The following is a 13,547-nucleotide window of genomic DNA, read 5'->3' on the forward strand; positions in this document are numbered from 1 at the left end:
GTAAAGATATATGAGTTATGCGATTATAGCTACATGGAGAATGGCATTAGAAGGAATAGAAGAAGGAGTAAAATTATTAAAAGATAATGGCTCTTCAGCAGATGCCATAGAGAAGGCAGTGAAGATGGTGGAAGATTTTCCATACTATAAATCAGTAGGATATGGTGGACTTCCAAATGAAAATGGAGAAGTAGAATTAGATGCAGCATTTATGGACGGAGATAGTCTATCTATAGGAGCAGTTGCAGGGATAAAAGACTTTAAAAACCCTATATCCATAGCAAGAAAATTAAGTGAACAAAAATTTAATTGTTTTCTAGTAGGAGCTGGAGCAGAAGAATATGCACATAAAAATGGATTCGAAAGAAAAAATATGCTTACAGATAGAGCAATAATTCACTATAAAAACAGATTAAAAGAAACAGTGGAAAAGGGACTAAGTCCATATGATGGGCATGATACTGTAGGAATGGTAGCACTTGATAATAGTGATTCAATGGCTAGTGGAACATCTACATCAGGATTGTTTATGAAAAAAAGAGGTAGAACAGGAGATTCAGCTGTATCAGGTTCAGGATTTTATGTAGATAGTGAAATAGGAGGAGCAACAGCTACAGGCCTTGGAGAAGATATAATGAAAGGCTGCTCATCTTATGAAATAGTAAGATTAATGAAAGAAGGATATACTCCACAACAAGCAGCAGATAAAGCAGTATCGGAATTAAATGATTTATTAATAAAGAGAAGAAAAAAAGCAGGAGATATATCTGTAGTATGTATAAATAACAAGGGAGAATTTGGAGTAGCTACAAATATAGAAAACTTTTCCTTTGTAATAGCAACAGACAAAATAGAACCAATAGTATATGTATGTAAAAATAAAAATGGTAAAACAACTTATAGAGTTGCAACAGAAGAATGGTTAGAAAATTATATGAACAAAAGAACAGCACCTTTAAAATTAAAGTAAAATAGGATAAAATATATAGAAAGACGGTGAATATTGTGGAAGGAATGGAATTATTAAATTTTCAAATAATAAGCAATGTGGGAGATGCAAAATCATATTTACATCAAGCACTAAAAGCATCAAGGGAAGAAAAATTTAGTGAAGCAGAAGAATTAATAAAAAATGCAGAAGATAGTTTAGGAAAAGCACATGAAATCCATATGGACATATTACAAAAAGAAACACAAGGGGACGATTTTAAAATCACCCTATTATTAATGCATGCAGAAGATCAAATGATGACAACAGAACTATTAAGAGATGTAACACAAGAAATGTTACTAACTCATAAAAAATATTCAAAATAATATATGTTAGGAGAAGATAATGAAAAAGAAAATTGAAGTATGTTGTGATAGCTTAGAGGATGTAATAATAGCTGAAAAAGCAGGAGCAGATAGAGTAGAACTTAACAATAGTATGCATCTAGGAGGGCTTACACCTTCAATGGGTACAATAAAATTAGTATCAGAAAGATGTGTAATCTCTACTATAGTCATGGCAAGACCAAGAGGAGCAGGTTTCTGCTATAATGATTATCAATATGACACTATGGTAGCAGATATAGAAGAAATGATGAAATATAATATAGCAGGAGTAGCATTTGGCTGCTTAACAAAAAATAAAGAAATAGATATAGAAAAAAACAAAAAAATAATAGAAATATTAAAGAAGAATGATAAACAAGTAGTATTTCATAGAGCATTTGATTGTGTAGTTGATCCATATAAATCAATAGAAATATTAATAGATTTAGGAGTAGATAGAATACTTACATCTGGACTTGCATCTAAAGCAGTAGAAGGAGTAGAACTATTAAAAGATTTGCAAAAAAAATATGGACAAAAAATAGAAATACTTGCAGGTAGTGGAGTAAATGAATCAAATGCAAAGTATATAATGGATGGAACAGGAATAAGTCAATATCATAGTTCTTGCAAAACATGGGAGATAGACCCTACAACCATAGGTAATGATGTATCATATGCATATGCTAATAGTCCTCATGAAAATGAATATAATGTAGTAAGCTATGAAAAGGTAAAAGAACTTATAAATATTGTTAAAGAATAAGTAACACTTGACTTCCATATTCATATATTGTAATATACGAATATAACGATATTAAGATATGGAGGAATAAAAATGAAAAGAAAATCTCATATGAAATGGTCATGGATAATAATAGTGAGCTTTTTTGTGTTGTCCATAATAGATTTTAGATTTGGTATATTTGGATTTATATGCATGACTGCACCAATATATCATGCACTAAGAGGTAGGGGAAAAGTACATTGTTCACATTATTGTCCTAGAGGATCATTTTTAGGTAAATTCCTACAAAAAATAAACTTAGGTAACAATATGCCTAAATGGATGAAAACAAAAAAAGCTAAAAATATATTACTTGGAATAATGATTACATTACTTTCTATATCACTAATACATTCAGGAGGAGATTTCAACAAAATAGCATTTAGCTTATTTAGATTTATGGGAGTATCATTTATAGTAGGAATTATGATGGGAATAATATTCAAACCTCGTAGTTGGTGTCAAGTATGTCCTATGGGATATAGTACAGGATTAATAAAGAAAGTAAAAGATAATAGAAAAGCGATTTAATAAAAATTATTGGGCTACTTAGTAAAATAAAACTAAGTAGTTTTTTATTTTGTCACATAATGTCGAAAAACAAAATAAATTGTAGTACGAAAATAGGCATATAGCCCTATGTTAGACTTGACCTTATGTAGTTTATACTATAAACTAAGCATTAGAGATTCGAGCTATTTAGACTTGTTTAGATAAAATAGCTTTAAAAATAATGTTAAGAGAAATGATTAGCATTATTTTTTTTGACTTTAGAAATGGAAAAAGTTAGTTAAATTATAGATATACCTTTTGAGGTATTGGGATAAACAAAAAATATACAAAGTCAACTTCATTATGAAAGGGCGACTTACATATGAAAGAAAAAATTTGGCTTTCATCACCACATATGAGTGATGAAGGATATGAAAAAGAATACATAAAAGAAGCATTTGATACAAATTGGATAGCACCACTTGGAACAAATGTAAATGAATTTGAAAAGGAATTAGCAGGTAAAGTTGGAGCAAAACATGCAGCAGCATTAGTATCTGGCACATCTGCTATACATTTAGCACTTAAATCAGCTGGAGTAGAAGAAGGTGATATTGTATTTTGTCCTACCCTTACATTTTCAGCAACAGCTAATCCTATAATATATCAAAATGCAAAACCGGTATTTATAGATAGTAATTATGAAACTTGGAATATGGATCCAAAAGCTTTGGAACAAGCATTTGAAAAATATCCAGAAGTTAAATCAGTTATAATAGTTCATCTATATGGGTTATCATCTGATATGGATAAGATAATGGAAATCTGCAATAAACATAATGTAGTAGTAATAGAAGATGCAGCAGAATCTTTAGGTACATATTATAAAGGAAGACATACTGGAACATTTGGTGAGTTTGGAGTGTTCTCTTTTAATGGAAATAAGATTATCACCACATCAGGTGGAGGCATGCTTGTTTCCAATGATGAACAGAAAATTAAGAAAGTTAGATTCTGGTCTACTCAGTCTAGAGATGCAGCAAGGCATTACCAGCATAGCGAGTTAGGGTTCAATTACCGTATGAGTAATGTGGTTGCTGGGATTGGAAGAGGGCAGCTTAAGGTATTAGACAGAAGAGTAGCTAAGAAAAAATATATATTTGAGTTTTATAAGAGGGAGTTAAGTTCATTAGATGGTATAGAATTTATGCCGATCAACGACTGGAATGAACCGAACTACTGGTTGAGTGTGATCACATTAAAAGGTTCAGTAAGACCTCTTGATGTTATGGAAGCATTGGAGAAAGAGAACATTGAATCAAGACCCGTATGGAAGCCAATGCATATGCAGCCATTCTTCGCTGAGTATGATTATGTTGGTGGGGATGTGAGTGAGAAGTTATTTGAAAATGGTGTGTGCTTGCCATCTGATACGAAGATGATGGATGATGATCTTGAGAGAATATGTTCAATTATAAAGGGACTGTGGTCTAAATAAGAAGTAGGTGCTGATAAATGCAGAGTGAAGTGAAGGAAGAAGCGAAAGTGAATAAAGGTATATACAGAAGACTAGTCAAAAGACCAATGGACTTGATATTGTCTTTGATGGCAATTATCTTTTTAAGTCCTGTTCTTATAATTGTTGCAATTCTTGTTAGGCTTAAGCTCGGTAGTCCTGTGCTGTTTAAGCAGAAAAGACCTGGACTTAATGAGAAGATCTTTACTATGTATAAGTTTAGAACAATGACGGATGAGAAGGATGAGAATGGTGAGCTGCTTCCAGATAGTGTTAGATTAACAAAGTTTGGTAGGATGTTAAGGTCTACTTCTTTAGATGAACTTCCGGAGTTGTTCAATATTCTTAAAGGGGATATGAGTATAGTAGGACCAAGGCCTTTACTCATTCAATACTTGGAACTCTACAATGATTATCAGAAGATAAGACATGAAGTGAGACCTGGTCTTTCAGGACATGCTCAAGTCAATGGACGTAATGCCATTAGCTGGGAAGATAAGTTTAATCTTGATGTTGAGTATGTTGACAGCGTGAGTTTTAAAGGCGATTGGAAAATTATATTTCTTACTATAAAAAAAGTATTTGTTAAGGAAGGTATCAGTTCAGATACATCGGTTACGATGGAGCCGTTTAGAGGAAGTAAGGTAGACAGTTAAAATATTGAGATATTAGACTTACTGCAATTATAAATTTATTACTTCAGAGAGGAATGTACTGTTCATGAAAGACAAATTGATTATTATTGGTGCCAGTGGACATGGTAAGGTTGTCGCTGACATCGCAATAAAAATGAATAAATGGCAAAGTATCGTATTCCTCGATGATGACGAGTCTATTAAAACATCTTTGGGATTGGAAATCATTGGCAAGACTGAGGATGCTTTTACCTATAAGTATGAAGCTGATTTTTTTGTTGCTATAGGTAATAATGAGATAAGAGAGAATATTCAAGAGAAATTTATTGAGAGAGGATTAAATGTAGTTAGTTTAATTCATCCTGAAGCTGTCATCGGTACTGATGTAGAAATTGATATTGGAACTGCTATTATGGGGGGAACTGTGATCAATAATTCTACTAAAATTGGTAAGGGTTGTATCGTCAATACAAGTGCCAGTTTGGACCATGACAATGCAATTGAAGATTATGTGCACATATCCCCTGGAGTTAGGACTGCGGGAAGTTTAAGCATAGGCAAAGGTACATGGTTAGGGATAGGAAGTATTTTAAGCAATAACGTAAAGATCTGTAGTGGTTGCAAAGTAGGTGCAGGGGCTGTGGTAGTTAAGGATATTACTGAACCTGGGACATATGTAGGGGTTCCGGTGAGGAGAGTTGATAGATGAAGGTATTATTTCTAACATTATTGGATTTTTCTTCAGTTGACGAAAATGGTATTTATACAGATTTAATGCGTGAATTTGTCAAAGATGGTCACGATTTATATATTATTTCTCCAACAGAAAAAAGAAGGAATGAGCCAACGAGATTAATTGATAATGGCAAAGTGAAAATTTTAAAACTTCAAATTGGAAATACACAAAAAACAAATTTAATTGAAAAGGGAATCTCGACTTTAACGATTGAATCAAAGTTTAAGAATGGAATTAAAAAGTACTTTGATGATGTGAAGTTTGATTTAGTTTTATACTCAACACCACCTATTACACTACAAAAGGCAGTTGAATTTATAAAATATAGAGACCAAGCTAAGACGTATTTACTTCTGAAAGATATATTTCCACAGAATGCAGTGGATTTGGGTATGCTTAAGACTTCAGGTATTGAGAGCTTAATATATAAGTCTTTTAGGAATAAAGAAGAGAGATTATACAAAATTTCTGATTATATAGGATGTATGTCGAATGCAAATGTTGAGTTCCTATTAAAACATAATCCATCTATATCTAATGAAACTGTAGAAGTATGCCCAAATAGTATTGAACCAATAAAAGTGGATATTTCAGAACAAGAAAAAAAGCAAATTAGAGAGAAGTACAATATACCTGTTAATAAGACTATTTTTATTTATGGTGGAAACTTAGGGAAGCCACAAGGGATAGATTTCTTGATTGATTGTATAAGAGCTAATGAAGATAATGAGAATTCATACTTTTTCATTGTTGGTTGGGGAACCGAGTTTGTAAAGTTAGAGAACTTCTTTGAAAGAGAGAAACCTAAGAATGCTAAGCTACTCAGTCAATTGCCCAAAATAGATTATGGAGTATTAGTTAATTCATGTGACGTAGGTCTGATATTTCTAGATAGAAGATTTACAATACCAAACTTTCCGTCTAGGCTTCTTTCATATATGCAGGCATCCATGCCCGTTTTAGCAGCGACTGATACAAATACGGATATTGGAAAATTGATAGAGAGTGGCAGTTTTGGATATTGGTGTGAAAGTGTTGATGTTGATAAATTTAATCAACTAGTTAATAAACTATGTGATAAAGATTTAAGAGTCGGTTTAGGTAGAAATGCAAGAGAATATTTGGAAAAACATTACTCAGCAAAGCACTCATATGAAATAATCATAAAACATTTTAAAAATTAGAAGAGAGGTAATCAAATGTTTAAAGGAAAGACTTTACTAATAACAGGTGGAACAGGATCTTTTGGGAATGCTGTAATGAAAAGATTCCTTGATACAGATATCAAAGAAGTCCGAATTTTTTCACGTGATGAAAAAAAGCAAGATGACATGAGAAAACTTTATAAAAATGACAAATTGAAATTTTATATAGGAGATGTTAGAGATCTTTCAAGCATTAAAAATGCTATGCATGGAGTAGATTATATTTTCCATGCAGCTGCTCTTAAGCAGGTGCCTTCTTGTGAGTTCTTTCCACTTGAGGCGGTAAAAACTAATGTGATAGGAACTGACAATGTACTATCTGGTGCTATTGAAATGGGAGTTAAAAAGGTTATATGTCTTTCTACAGATAAGGCAGCCTATCCGATTAACGCAATGGGAATTTCAAAAGCAATGATGGAGAAGGTGTTTGTAGCTAAAGCAAAGATTGTTGATTCTGATAGAACACTTATTTGTGGTACAAGATATGGTAATGTTATGGCTTCAAGAGGCTCAGTAATTCCATTGTTTATAGATCAGATTAAGAATGGACAACCACTGACAGTAACTGATCCCAATATGACAAGATTTCTAATGAGTCTTGAAGAAGCAGTTGAGCTTGTTGTGTTTGCATTTCAGAATGCTGAAGCTGGCGATATTATGGTTCAGAAATCTCCTGCATCAACCATTGGAGACTTAGCTCAAGCAGTTAAAGAACTTTTTAAAGCAGATAACGAAATCAAAGTAATAGGTACTCGTCATGGAGAAAAACTCTATGAGACACTCCTAACAAAAGAAGAGCATGTTGTAGCAAAAGATATGGGTGGATTCTATAGAGTGCCTGCTGATAAGAGAGATTTAAACTACGATAAGTACTTTGTTGAAGGAGATCAAAAGCTTTCATCAGAAGATGAGTATAACTCTCATAATACAGAAAGGCTTAACATAGAACAGATTAAAGAAAAGCTACTTCAGCTTGATTATGTAAGAGAACAATTGGAAAGTTGGGATAGATAATGAAGATTTTAGTCACTGGGGCAAAGGGCTTCATAGGAAAAAACTTAATAGCGGAACTGAGAAATAGAAAGTACGATGATATTTTAGAGTATGACAGAGATACAGATTCTTCTTTACTTGATGGGTTCTGTAAAGAATCTGACTTTGTATTTCATCTTGCAGGAGTAAATCGACCAAAAGAACAATCTGAATTTATGGAGGGTAACTTTGGGTTTACCTCAGATCTATTAAATTCGCTCAAGAAACATAATAACACCTGCCCGGTGATGATTTCATCTTCCATTCAAGCTGAGCTAGACAATCCTTATGGTGAAAGTAAGAAGGCAGGAGAAGATCTTCTGTTTTCTTATGGAGAAGAAATAGGAGCCAACGTTCTTGTTTACAGATTTCCAAATGTGTTTGGTAAATGGTGTAGGCCTAATTATAACAGTGCAGTAGCTACTTTCTGTCATAATGTTGCTCATGATTTGCCTATTCAAGTGAATGATCCAAGCGTAGTAATGAATCTTGTTTATATAGATGATGTCGTTAATGAGCTGATTAATTCGCTAGAGGGAAAAGAAAACAAAATAGGTTCATTTTGTGAAGTTCCTGTAGTACATACTATAACACTTGGTGAAATAGTAGATTTGATTGATACATTCAAGAAGAGTCGAGAAGATAGGTCAGTGCCGAATATGTGGGATGCATTTACAAAGAAGCTCTACAGTACATATCTAAGCTACTTGCCAGAAGACCAGTTTAGTTATGACTTAAAGATGAATGTGGATCAGAGAGGCTCATTTACTGAATTTATAAAAACGCCTGATCGCGGCCAGGTTTCAGTTAATGTCTCAAAACCTGGAATTACGAAAGGTAATCACTGGCATCACACGAAGAATGAGAAGTTCTTAGTTGTAAGTGGTACGGGTGTTATCAGGTTTAGAAAAATAGATTCAGATGAAGTGATAGAGTATTTCGTAAGTGGTGAAAAAATGGAAGTTGTTGATATACCAACAGGCTACACACATAATATAGAAAATCTTGGTGATACAGATATGGTTACGATAATGTGGGCCAATGAGCTATTTGACCCTGAAATGCCTGATACTTATTATTTGGAGGTATAACTGATGAAAAAATTAAAAGTTATGACGGTCGTTGGGACTAGACCAGAAATAATCAGACTGTCAGCCGTTATTAATAAATTAGATAAATCTGAAGCGATTGACCATGTTCTTGTTCACACTGGACAAAATTATGACTATGAACTTAATGAAGTGTTTTTTAATGACTTCAATTTAAAGAAGCCGGATTATTTTTTAAATGCTGCTACTGGAACAGCAGTAGAAACTATAGGGAATATTCTAGTAAAGATTGATCCGATTCTTGAAGAAGTAAAGCCTGAAGCATTTTTAGTACTTGGAGATACAAATAGCTGTTTATGTGCAATAGCAGCAAAGAGAAGACATATCCCTATCTTCCATATGGAAGCAGGGAATAGGTGCTTTGATCAGAGAGTTCCTGAGGAGACAAACAGAAAAATTGTGGATCATACGGCTGATGTCAACCTAACATATAGTGATATAGCAAGAGAGTACCTTTTAAAAGAAGGACTTCCTGCAGATAGAGTCGTTAAAATGGGTAGCCCGATGTTTGAAGTTCTTAATTCTAGAAAAGACGATATTGAAAACTCTGATGTACTTGAAAGATTAGGACTCGAAGTTGATAAGTATTTTGTTATATCTGCTCACCGAGAAGAGAATATCAGTTATGAGCAGAACTTTATGGATTTAGTAGAAAGCTTAAATACGATAGCTGAAAAATATCAAATGCCATTGATTGTAAGTACACATCCTAGAACTAGAAAAATGATTGAATCTAAAGGAATTGAGTTCAATCCGTTAGTTAAGACAATGAAGCCCCTTGGATTCAATGATTATGTCAAGCTTCAAAAGTATGCCAAAGCTGTTTTAAGTGATAGTGGAACTATCAGTGAAGAGTCATCAATTCTTGGATTTAGAGCACTTAACATTAGACAGGCACACGAAAGACCTGAGGCAATGGAAGAAGCATCCGTTATGATGGTTGGACTTAAGAAAGAAAGAATTCTTCAAGGGTTAGAAGTATTGGAGACACAAGAAAAAGGTACATTAAGATTAGTAGCTGATTATAGCATGCCAAATGTGTCTGATAAGGTGCTGAGAATCATATTATCTTATACTGATTATGTAAACAGGGTTGTTTGGGGGGAATAGGATGAAAAAAAAAGTCCTAATAATGACGAGGTACTATCTACCCAGCGTAAAAGGTGGAGGTCCGATACAATCCATTAAAAATATTGTAGATAATTTATCTGATAGATTTGATTTTTATATTGTAGCAGCTGATAGGGATCTGGGTGATAGCAAACAGTTTGGAAAAATTCACGCCGATCAATGGGTACAAGTGGAGAAAGCAAATGTTTATTATACAGATATTTCAACCTTAAGCTGGGAAAAAACAAAATTAATTATTAACAGTTCTGATTGTCAAATAATGTATTTAAATAGTTTTTTTGATTATAAATTTACTATAGTACCCCTTATTTTGAATAAGCTAAAGAAGATTCAGGTTAATAAAATTATTGTTGCTCCAAGAGGACAATTTTCTCCAGGTGCACTTGGATTAAAGGGGATAAAAAAGACAATATTTATATGGATTTCAAAAATACTTAGGTTATATGATAAGTTATGGTGGCATGCAACAGCTGAATCTGAAAAAGAACATATTCAGAAAATATTTGGAGATAAAATTAATATAAGAGTGGCAAATAATTTAACTGGTAATTATAGTAGTTTAGTATATGAAAAGAAAATAAAAAAGACTGCTGGGGAATTGAGAGTAGTTTTTGTATCTAGAATACATCCTAAAAAGAACCTAAAACAAGCAATTCAGTTGTTAAGTAAAGTAAATGGGAATATAGTTTTTAACGTATTCGGTCCAATTGAAGATAATCAATATTGGTATGAATGTAAGCGAGAAATATCATTACTTCCAGCAAATATTAAAGTGAATTATCAGGGGATTGTGAATCACGAAGATATTATTGACGTATTCAAAAATCATCATATTTTTTTATTCCCAACATTGGGAGAGAATTTTGGCCATGTTATTTCCGAAGCATTAATTGGAGGTTGTCCAGTAATTACTAGTGATCAAACTCCATGGAGAAACCTAGAACATGAAGCCATAGGATGGGATATAGATTTGGATGATGAAGAAAAATTTATTAAAGTTATTCAAGAATGTGTTAACCTAAATCAAGCAGAGTATGATAGCTTTTCAAGAGCATCGTTTAAGTTTGGATTGAATAGTTCAAATTCAAAAGAAGATTTACTAAATACGAATTTATTATTTCTTCCATAGAGTCTAGGAGTGATTTCATGCCATTAGAAGAAAGAACCATTAAATATATTGCGTTTTATAATGATAATAAGTTTGGTGCGAAGGATAATAGAAATACTTCCTTAGCTATTACAAACAAGATCAACTATATCTGTAATGCTCTCAATAGAATTGGATACAATGTTGAAATAGTGTCTCCTTGTTGGTCTAATAATAAAAGTGGCTATTATAAAGGCCATCTTTATAAAGTATCCGAGAAAATAAATTTTAGAAATTTTAGTACATTTGGAACTAATAATAAATTCACAAAAAAAATGAAGCATTATTTTTCGGCGCTTCAGTTATTAGTTCATTTACTGTTCAAAACAAAAAAAAATGAGAAGCTAATCGTGTACCATTCGTTAGCTTTAAATCTACCAATAAAGATTGCAAAATTAATAAAAAATCTAAATATTGTACTTGAAGTTGAAGAGATTTACTCAGATGTTTGGGTAGGAAATACGGACAATGGGTCTGAATTAAAATACATCAAAAGTTTTGACAAATTCATTTTCGCTTCAGACTATTTAAAAGAAAAAATAAGCGATATTAATAACGTTGTAGTTTATGGTTCATATCAAAGTATCGATACAGAAATAACGAAGAAGAAAACCAATAATGAAATAAATATTGTTTATGCGGGATCAATTGATACGACAAAAGGTGGAGCGAAAAACGCTGTAACATGTATGGAATATCTTCCTCAAAATTATCGACTACATATTTTAGGGTTTGGAGAAGAATCAGAGGTTCAAAATTTAATTGATAGCATCAATCGAATGAATACTATTAAAGGATATAAGTCTTGTGAGTTTCACGGCACTTTAGTTGGAAAGAATTATGAGGAGTTTTTGTTAAGTTGTGATATTGGTTTAAATCCTCAGTTTGAAGGAGAATATATGAACACTGCATTTCCTTCTAAAATTCTTTCATACTTAAGCCACGGTTTGATGGTTGTTAGTACAAGCATAACTAGTATAAAAAAATCCAAAATTAGTAAGTACATTACATTTTCAGTAGATGATAAACCTGAGTCAATAGCTAAAGCTATTCTTAGTATTGATACAAGTAAAAGTATGAGCAGTCAAGATATAATTAACAACTTGGATAAAGAGTTTTTAAGAAATTTAGAATTACTTCTCAGTACAAAGTAAATTCTATTATTTGAGCATAAATTTTCATGCGTCATAAATATCAATTTAATTGAATTGGAGAATAATAATGGATAAATTGAACAAAAATAATGAACCATCTATTTTAGTAGTAGCATTTAATAGACCAAGTTCCTTAATTTCATTACTAGAATCTTTGGAAAGTGCACATTATGAGAATCAAGTTAGATTAATAATTAGCATTGATGGTGGAGGTGGAGAATTAAATGATACTGTAAAGAATATTGCGAGAAACTATCAGTGGCCAAATGGCGAAAAAATTATCATAATGCATGAGGAGAATTTAGGGTTAAGAAATCATATTTTGAAGGCTGGAAACTTAACTCAAAAGTACGGAGATATCATCATGCTAGAAGATGATCTGTATGTATCAAAACTTTATTATTCATATTCTAAGCAAGCTTTAGATTATTATAGAGATGAGAATTCAATTGCTGGGATATCATTATATGCTCAACAATATAATGAGACCAGCGGAAAACCATTTTATCCTCTTTATTCTGAAAGCGATACATACTTTATGCAATTAGCATCATCTTGGGGTCAAGCATGGACTAAAGAACAATGGGGAGATTTTTTTGAGTGGTATAAAGATAATGAATCAAATATATTAGAAGAAAATTGGATACCATCAAATATAAAAAAATGGCCGAGTACATCATGGAAAAAATATTTTATTAAATATCTTATTGAGAAAGAAAAGTTTTTTGTATATCCGTATATATCATTAACTACAAACATGAGAGCTAAAGGTGTTCATGCTAAAATATCTGATAATTTATTACAAGTACCCATGTACTTCGCTATTGATAAGAAATTCAGCTTTGCAGATTTTGAATCTTCAGTTATAAAGTATGATGCATTTCATGAAAATATTAATTTAAGTCAAATTATTTCTATAGAGAATTTGAAAAATATTCAGGCGGATTTGTATGGAACAAAAAATATTGAAGGTGCAGAATATGTATTAACATCTAAAGCACTTAACTTTAAAATTCTTAGAAAGTATGGACTTAGAATGGTGCCACACGAATTAAATGTGCTAAACGATATAAAAGGTGACGATTTATTCTTGTATTATACTAAAGACAAGCAAAAATTCTCAGAAGATAAAAAATGGAATATCGAATATAGAAATTTTATATATTATTTTCTAAAAGTCAATCCAGGAAAAAGAAGAATTGTGAAACACTTTATAAATACCATTATTAATAAAATATTTAATTTGAAAAACTAGTAGCTAATTAAATTAATTATCGTAAGGGTGG

General features: G+C 32.1%; 14 protein-coding genes. All 14 read left to right on the forward strand.

Annotation, left to right across the window (positions count from 1 at the left end; translation table 11 throughout):
- Positions 1–10 precede the first annotated feature (10 nt).
- The 14 genes from D3Z33_RS09475 to D3Z33_RS09540 all read left to right on the forward strand — a co-directional run bounded on the left by D3Z33_RS09475 (position 11) and on the right by D3Z33_RS09540 (position 13,516).
- Entirely contained in the window at positions 11–970 is a 960-nt protein-coding gene (locus D3Z33_RS09475; RefSeq protein WP_160197528.1) for a N(4)-(beta-N-acetylglucosaminyl)-L-asparaginase, read from the forward strand.
- A 26-nt stretch (positions 971–996) separates the two neighbouring features.
- A complete protein-coding gene (locus D3Z33_RS09480; RefSeq protein ID WP_347561247.1) occupies positions 997–1,317 on the forward strand; it encodes a PTS lactose/cellobiose transporter subunit IIA in 321 nt (106 codons plus the stop codon).
- A gap of 19 nt (positions 1,318–1,336) precedes the next feature.
- Positions 1,337–2,083, forward strand: coding sequence for a copper homeostasis protein CutC (locus D3Z33_RS09485; RefSeq protein WP_160197529.1), 747 nt, complete (start codon positions 1,337–1,339; stop codon positions 2,081–2,083).
- A gap of 72 nt (positions 2,084–2,155) precedes the next feature.
- Positions 2,156–2,635: a 4Fe-4S binding protein gene (locus tag D3Z33_RS09490; protein WP_160197530.1), complete on the forward strand. Its 480-nt coding sequence runs from the start codon at positions 2,156–2,158 to the stop codon at positions 2,633–2,635.
- A gap of 343 nt (positions 2,636–2,978) precedes the next feature.
- Positions 2,979–4,094, forward strand: a complete 1,116-nt coding sequence (locus D3Z33_RS09495) for a DegT/DnrJ/EryC1/StrS family aminotransferase (protein WP_160197531.1) — start codon at positions 2,979–2,981, stop codon at positions 4,092–4,094.
- A gap of 17 nt (positions 4,095–4,111) precedes the next feature.
- Positions 4,112–4,768, forward strand: a complete 657-nt coding sequence (locus tag D3Z33_RS09500; protein ID WP_201750488.1) for a sugar transferase — start codon at positions 4,112–4,114, stop codon at positions 4,766–4,768.
- Positions 4,769–4,832: 64 nt separating this feature from the next.
- Positions 4,833–5,456 (forward strand): acetyltransferase, encoded by a 624-nt coding sequence (locus tag D3Z33_RS09505; RefSeq protein WP_160197532.1) that lies wholly within the window; start codon positions 4,833–4,835, stop codon positions 5,454–5,456.
- Positions 5,453–6,667 carry a glycosyltransferase family 4 protein gene (locus tag D3Z33_RS09510; RefSeq protein ID WP_160197533.1) on the forward strand — a complete coding sequence of 405 codons (1,215 nt, stop codon included), beginning with the start codon at positions 5,453–5,455 and terminating at the stop codon, positions 6,665–6,667. The genes D3Z33_RS09505 and D3Z33_RS09510 overlap by 4 nt, the downstream gene beginning before the upstream one ends.
- 15 nt (positions 6,668–6,682) lie before the next feature.
- Entirely contained in the window at positions 6,683–7,702 is a 1,020-nt protein-coding gene (locus tag D3Z33_RS09515) for a polysaccharide biosynthesis protein (protein WP_160197534.1), read from the forward strand.
- Positions 7,702–8,811, forward strand: a complete 1,110-nt coding sequence (locus D3Z33_RS09520; protein ID WP_160197535.1) for a capsular polysaccharide biosynthesis protein CapF — start codon at positions 7,702–7,704, stop codon at positions 8,809–8,811. The genes D3Z33_RS09515 and D3Z33_RS09520 overlap by 1 nt, the downstream gene beginning before the upstream one ends.
- A gap of 3 nt (positions 8,812–8,814) precedes the next feature.
- Positions 8,815–9,939 (forward strand): non-hydrolyzing UDP-N-acetylglucosamine 2-epimerase, encoded by a 1,125-nt coding sequence (wecB, locus tag D3Z33_RS09525; protein ID WP_160197536.1) that lies wholly within the window; start codon positions 8,815–8,817, stop codon positions 9,937–9,939.
- A gap of 1 nt (position 9,940) precedes the next feature.
- Complete coding sequence (locus D3Z33_RS09530) at positions 9,941–11,089, forward strand: glycosyltransferase family 4 protein (protein ID WP_207708352.1); 1,149 nt, start codon at positions 9,941–9,943, stop codon at positions 11,087–11,089.
- A 17-nt stretch (positions 11,090–11,106) separates the two neighbouring features.
- The gene (locus D3Z33_RS09535) at positions 11,107–12,261 is read left to right on the forward strand and encodes a glycosyltransferase (RefSeq protein ID WP_160197538.1); all 1,155 of its coding nucleotides are present in this window, start codon (positions 11,107–11,109) and stop codon (positions 12,259–12,261) included.
- A 67-nt stretch (positions 12,262–12,328) separates the two neighbouring features.
- Positions 12,329–13,516, forward strand: coding sequence for a glycosyltransferase family 2 protein (locus D3Z33_RS09540; protein ID WP_160197539.1), 1,188 nt, complete (start codon positions 12,329–12,331; stop codon positions 13,514–13,516).
- Positions 13,517–13,547: the final 31 nt, after the last annotated feature.

Origin of the sequence: Senegalia massiliensis (genome assembly GCF_009911265.1) — a bacterium.
GTDB classification, from domain to species: Bacteria; Bacillota; Clostridia; order Tissierellales; family SIT17; genus Anaeromonas; species Anaeromonas massiliensis_A.

Bases quoted from the DNA above. Each gene is read 5' to 3' on its own strand.
- D3Z33_RS09485 (WP_160197529.1), top strand. From the start codon at position 1,337: ATGAAAAAGAAAATTGAAGTATGTTGTGATAGCTTAGAGGATGTAATA.
- wecB (WP_160197536.1), top strand. From the start codon at position 8,815: ATGAAAAAATTAAAAGTTATGACGGTCGTTGGGACTAGACCAGAAATA.
- D3Z33_RS09540 (WP_160197539.1), top strand. From the start codon at position 12,329: ATGGATAAATTGAACAAAAATAATGAACCATCTATTTTAGTAGTAGCA.
- D3Z33_RS09495 (WP_160197531.1), top strand. From the start codon at position 2,979: ATGAAAGAAAAAATTTGGCTTTCATCACCACATATGAGTGATGAAGGA.
- D3Z33_RS09530 (WP_207708352.1), top strand. From the start codon at position 9,941: ATGAAAAAAAAAGTCCTAATAATGACGAGGTACTATCTACCCAGCGTA.
- D3Z33_RS09535 (WP_160197538.1), top strand. From the start codon at position 11,107: ATGCCATTAGAAGAAAGAACCATTAAATATATTGCGTTTTATAATGAT.
- D3Z33_RS09505 (WP_160197532.1), top strand. From the start codon at position 4,833: ATGAAAGACAAATTGATTATTATTGGTGCCAGTGGACATGGTAAGGTT.
- D3Z33_RS09475 (WP_160197528.1), top strand. From the start codon at position 11: ATGAGTTATGCGATTATAGCTACATGGAGAATGGCATTAGAAGGAATA.
- D3Z33_RS09500 (WP_201750488.1), top strand. From the start codon at position 4,112: ATGCAGAGTGAAGTGAAGGAAGAAGCGAAAGTGAATAAAGGTATATAC.
- D3Z33_RS09515 (WP_160197534.1), top strand. From the start codon at position 6,683: ATGTTTAAAGGAAAGACTTTACTAATAACAGGTGGAACAGGATCTTTT.
- D3Z33_RS09510 (WP_160197533.1), top strand. From the start codon at position 5,453: ATGAAGGTATTATTTCTAACATTATTGGATTTTTCTTCAGTTGACGAA.
- D3Z33_RS09490 (WP_160197530.1), top strand. From the start codon at position 2,156: ATGAAAAGAAAATCTCATATGAAATGGTCATGGATAATAATAGTGAGC.
- D3Z33_RS09520 (WP_160197535.1), top strand. From the start codon at position 7,702: ATGAAGATTTTAGTCACTGGGGCAAAGGGCTTCATAGGAAAAAACTTA.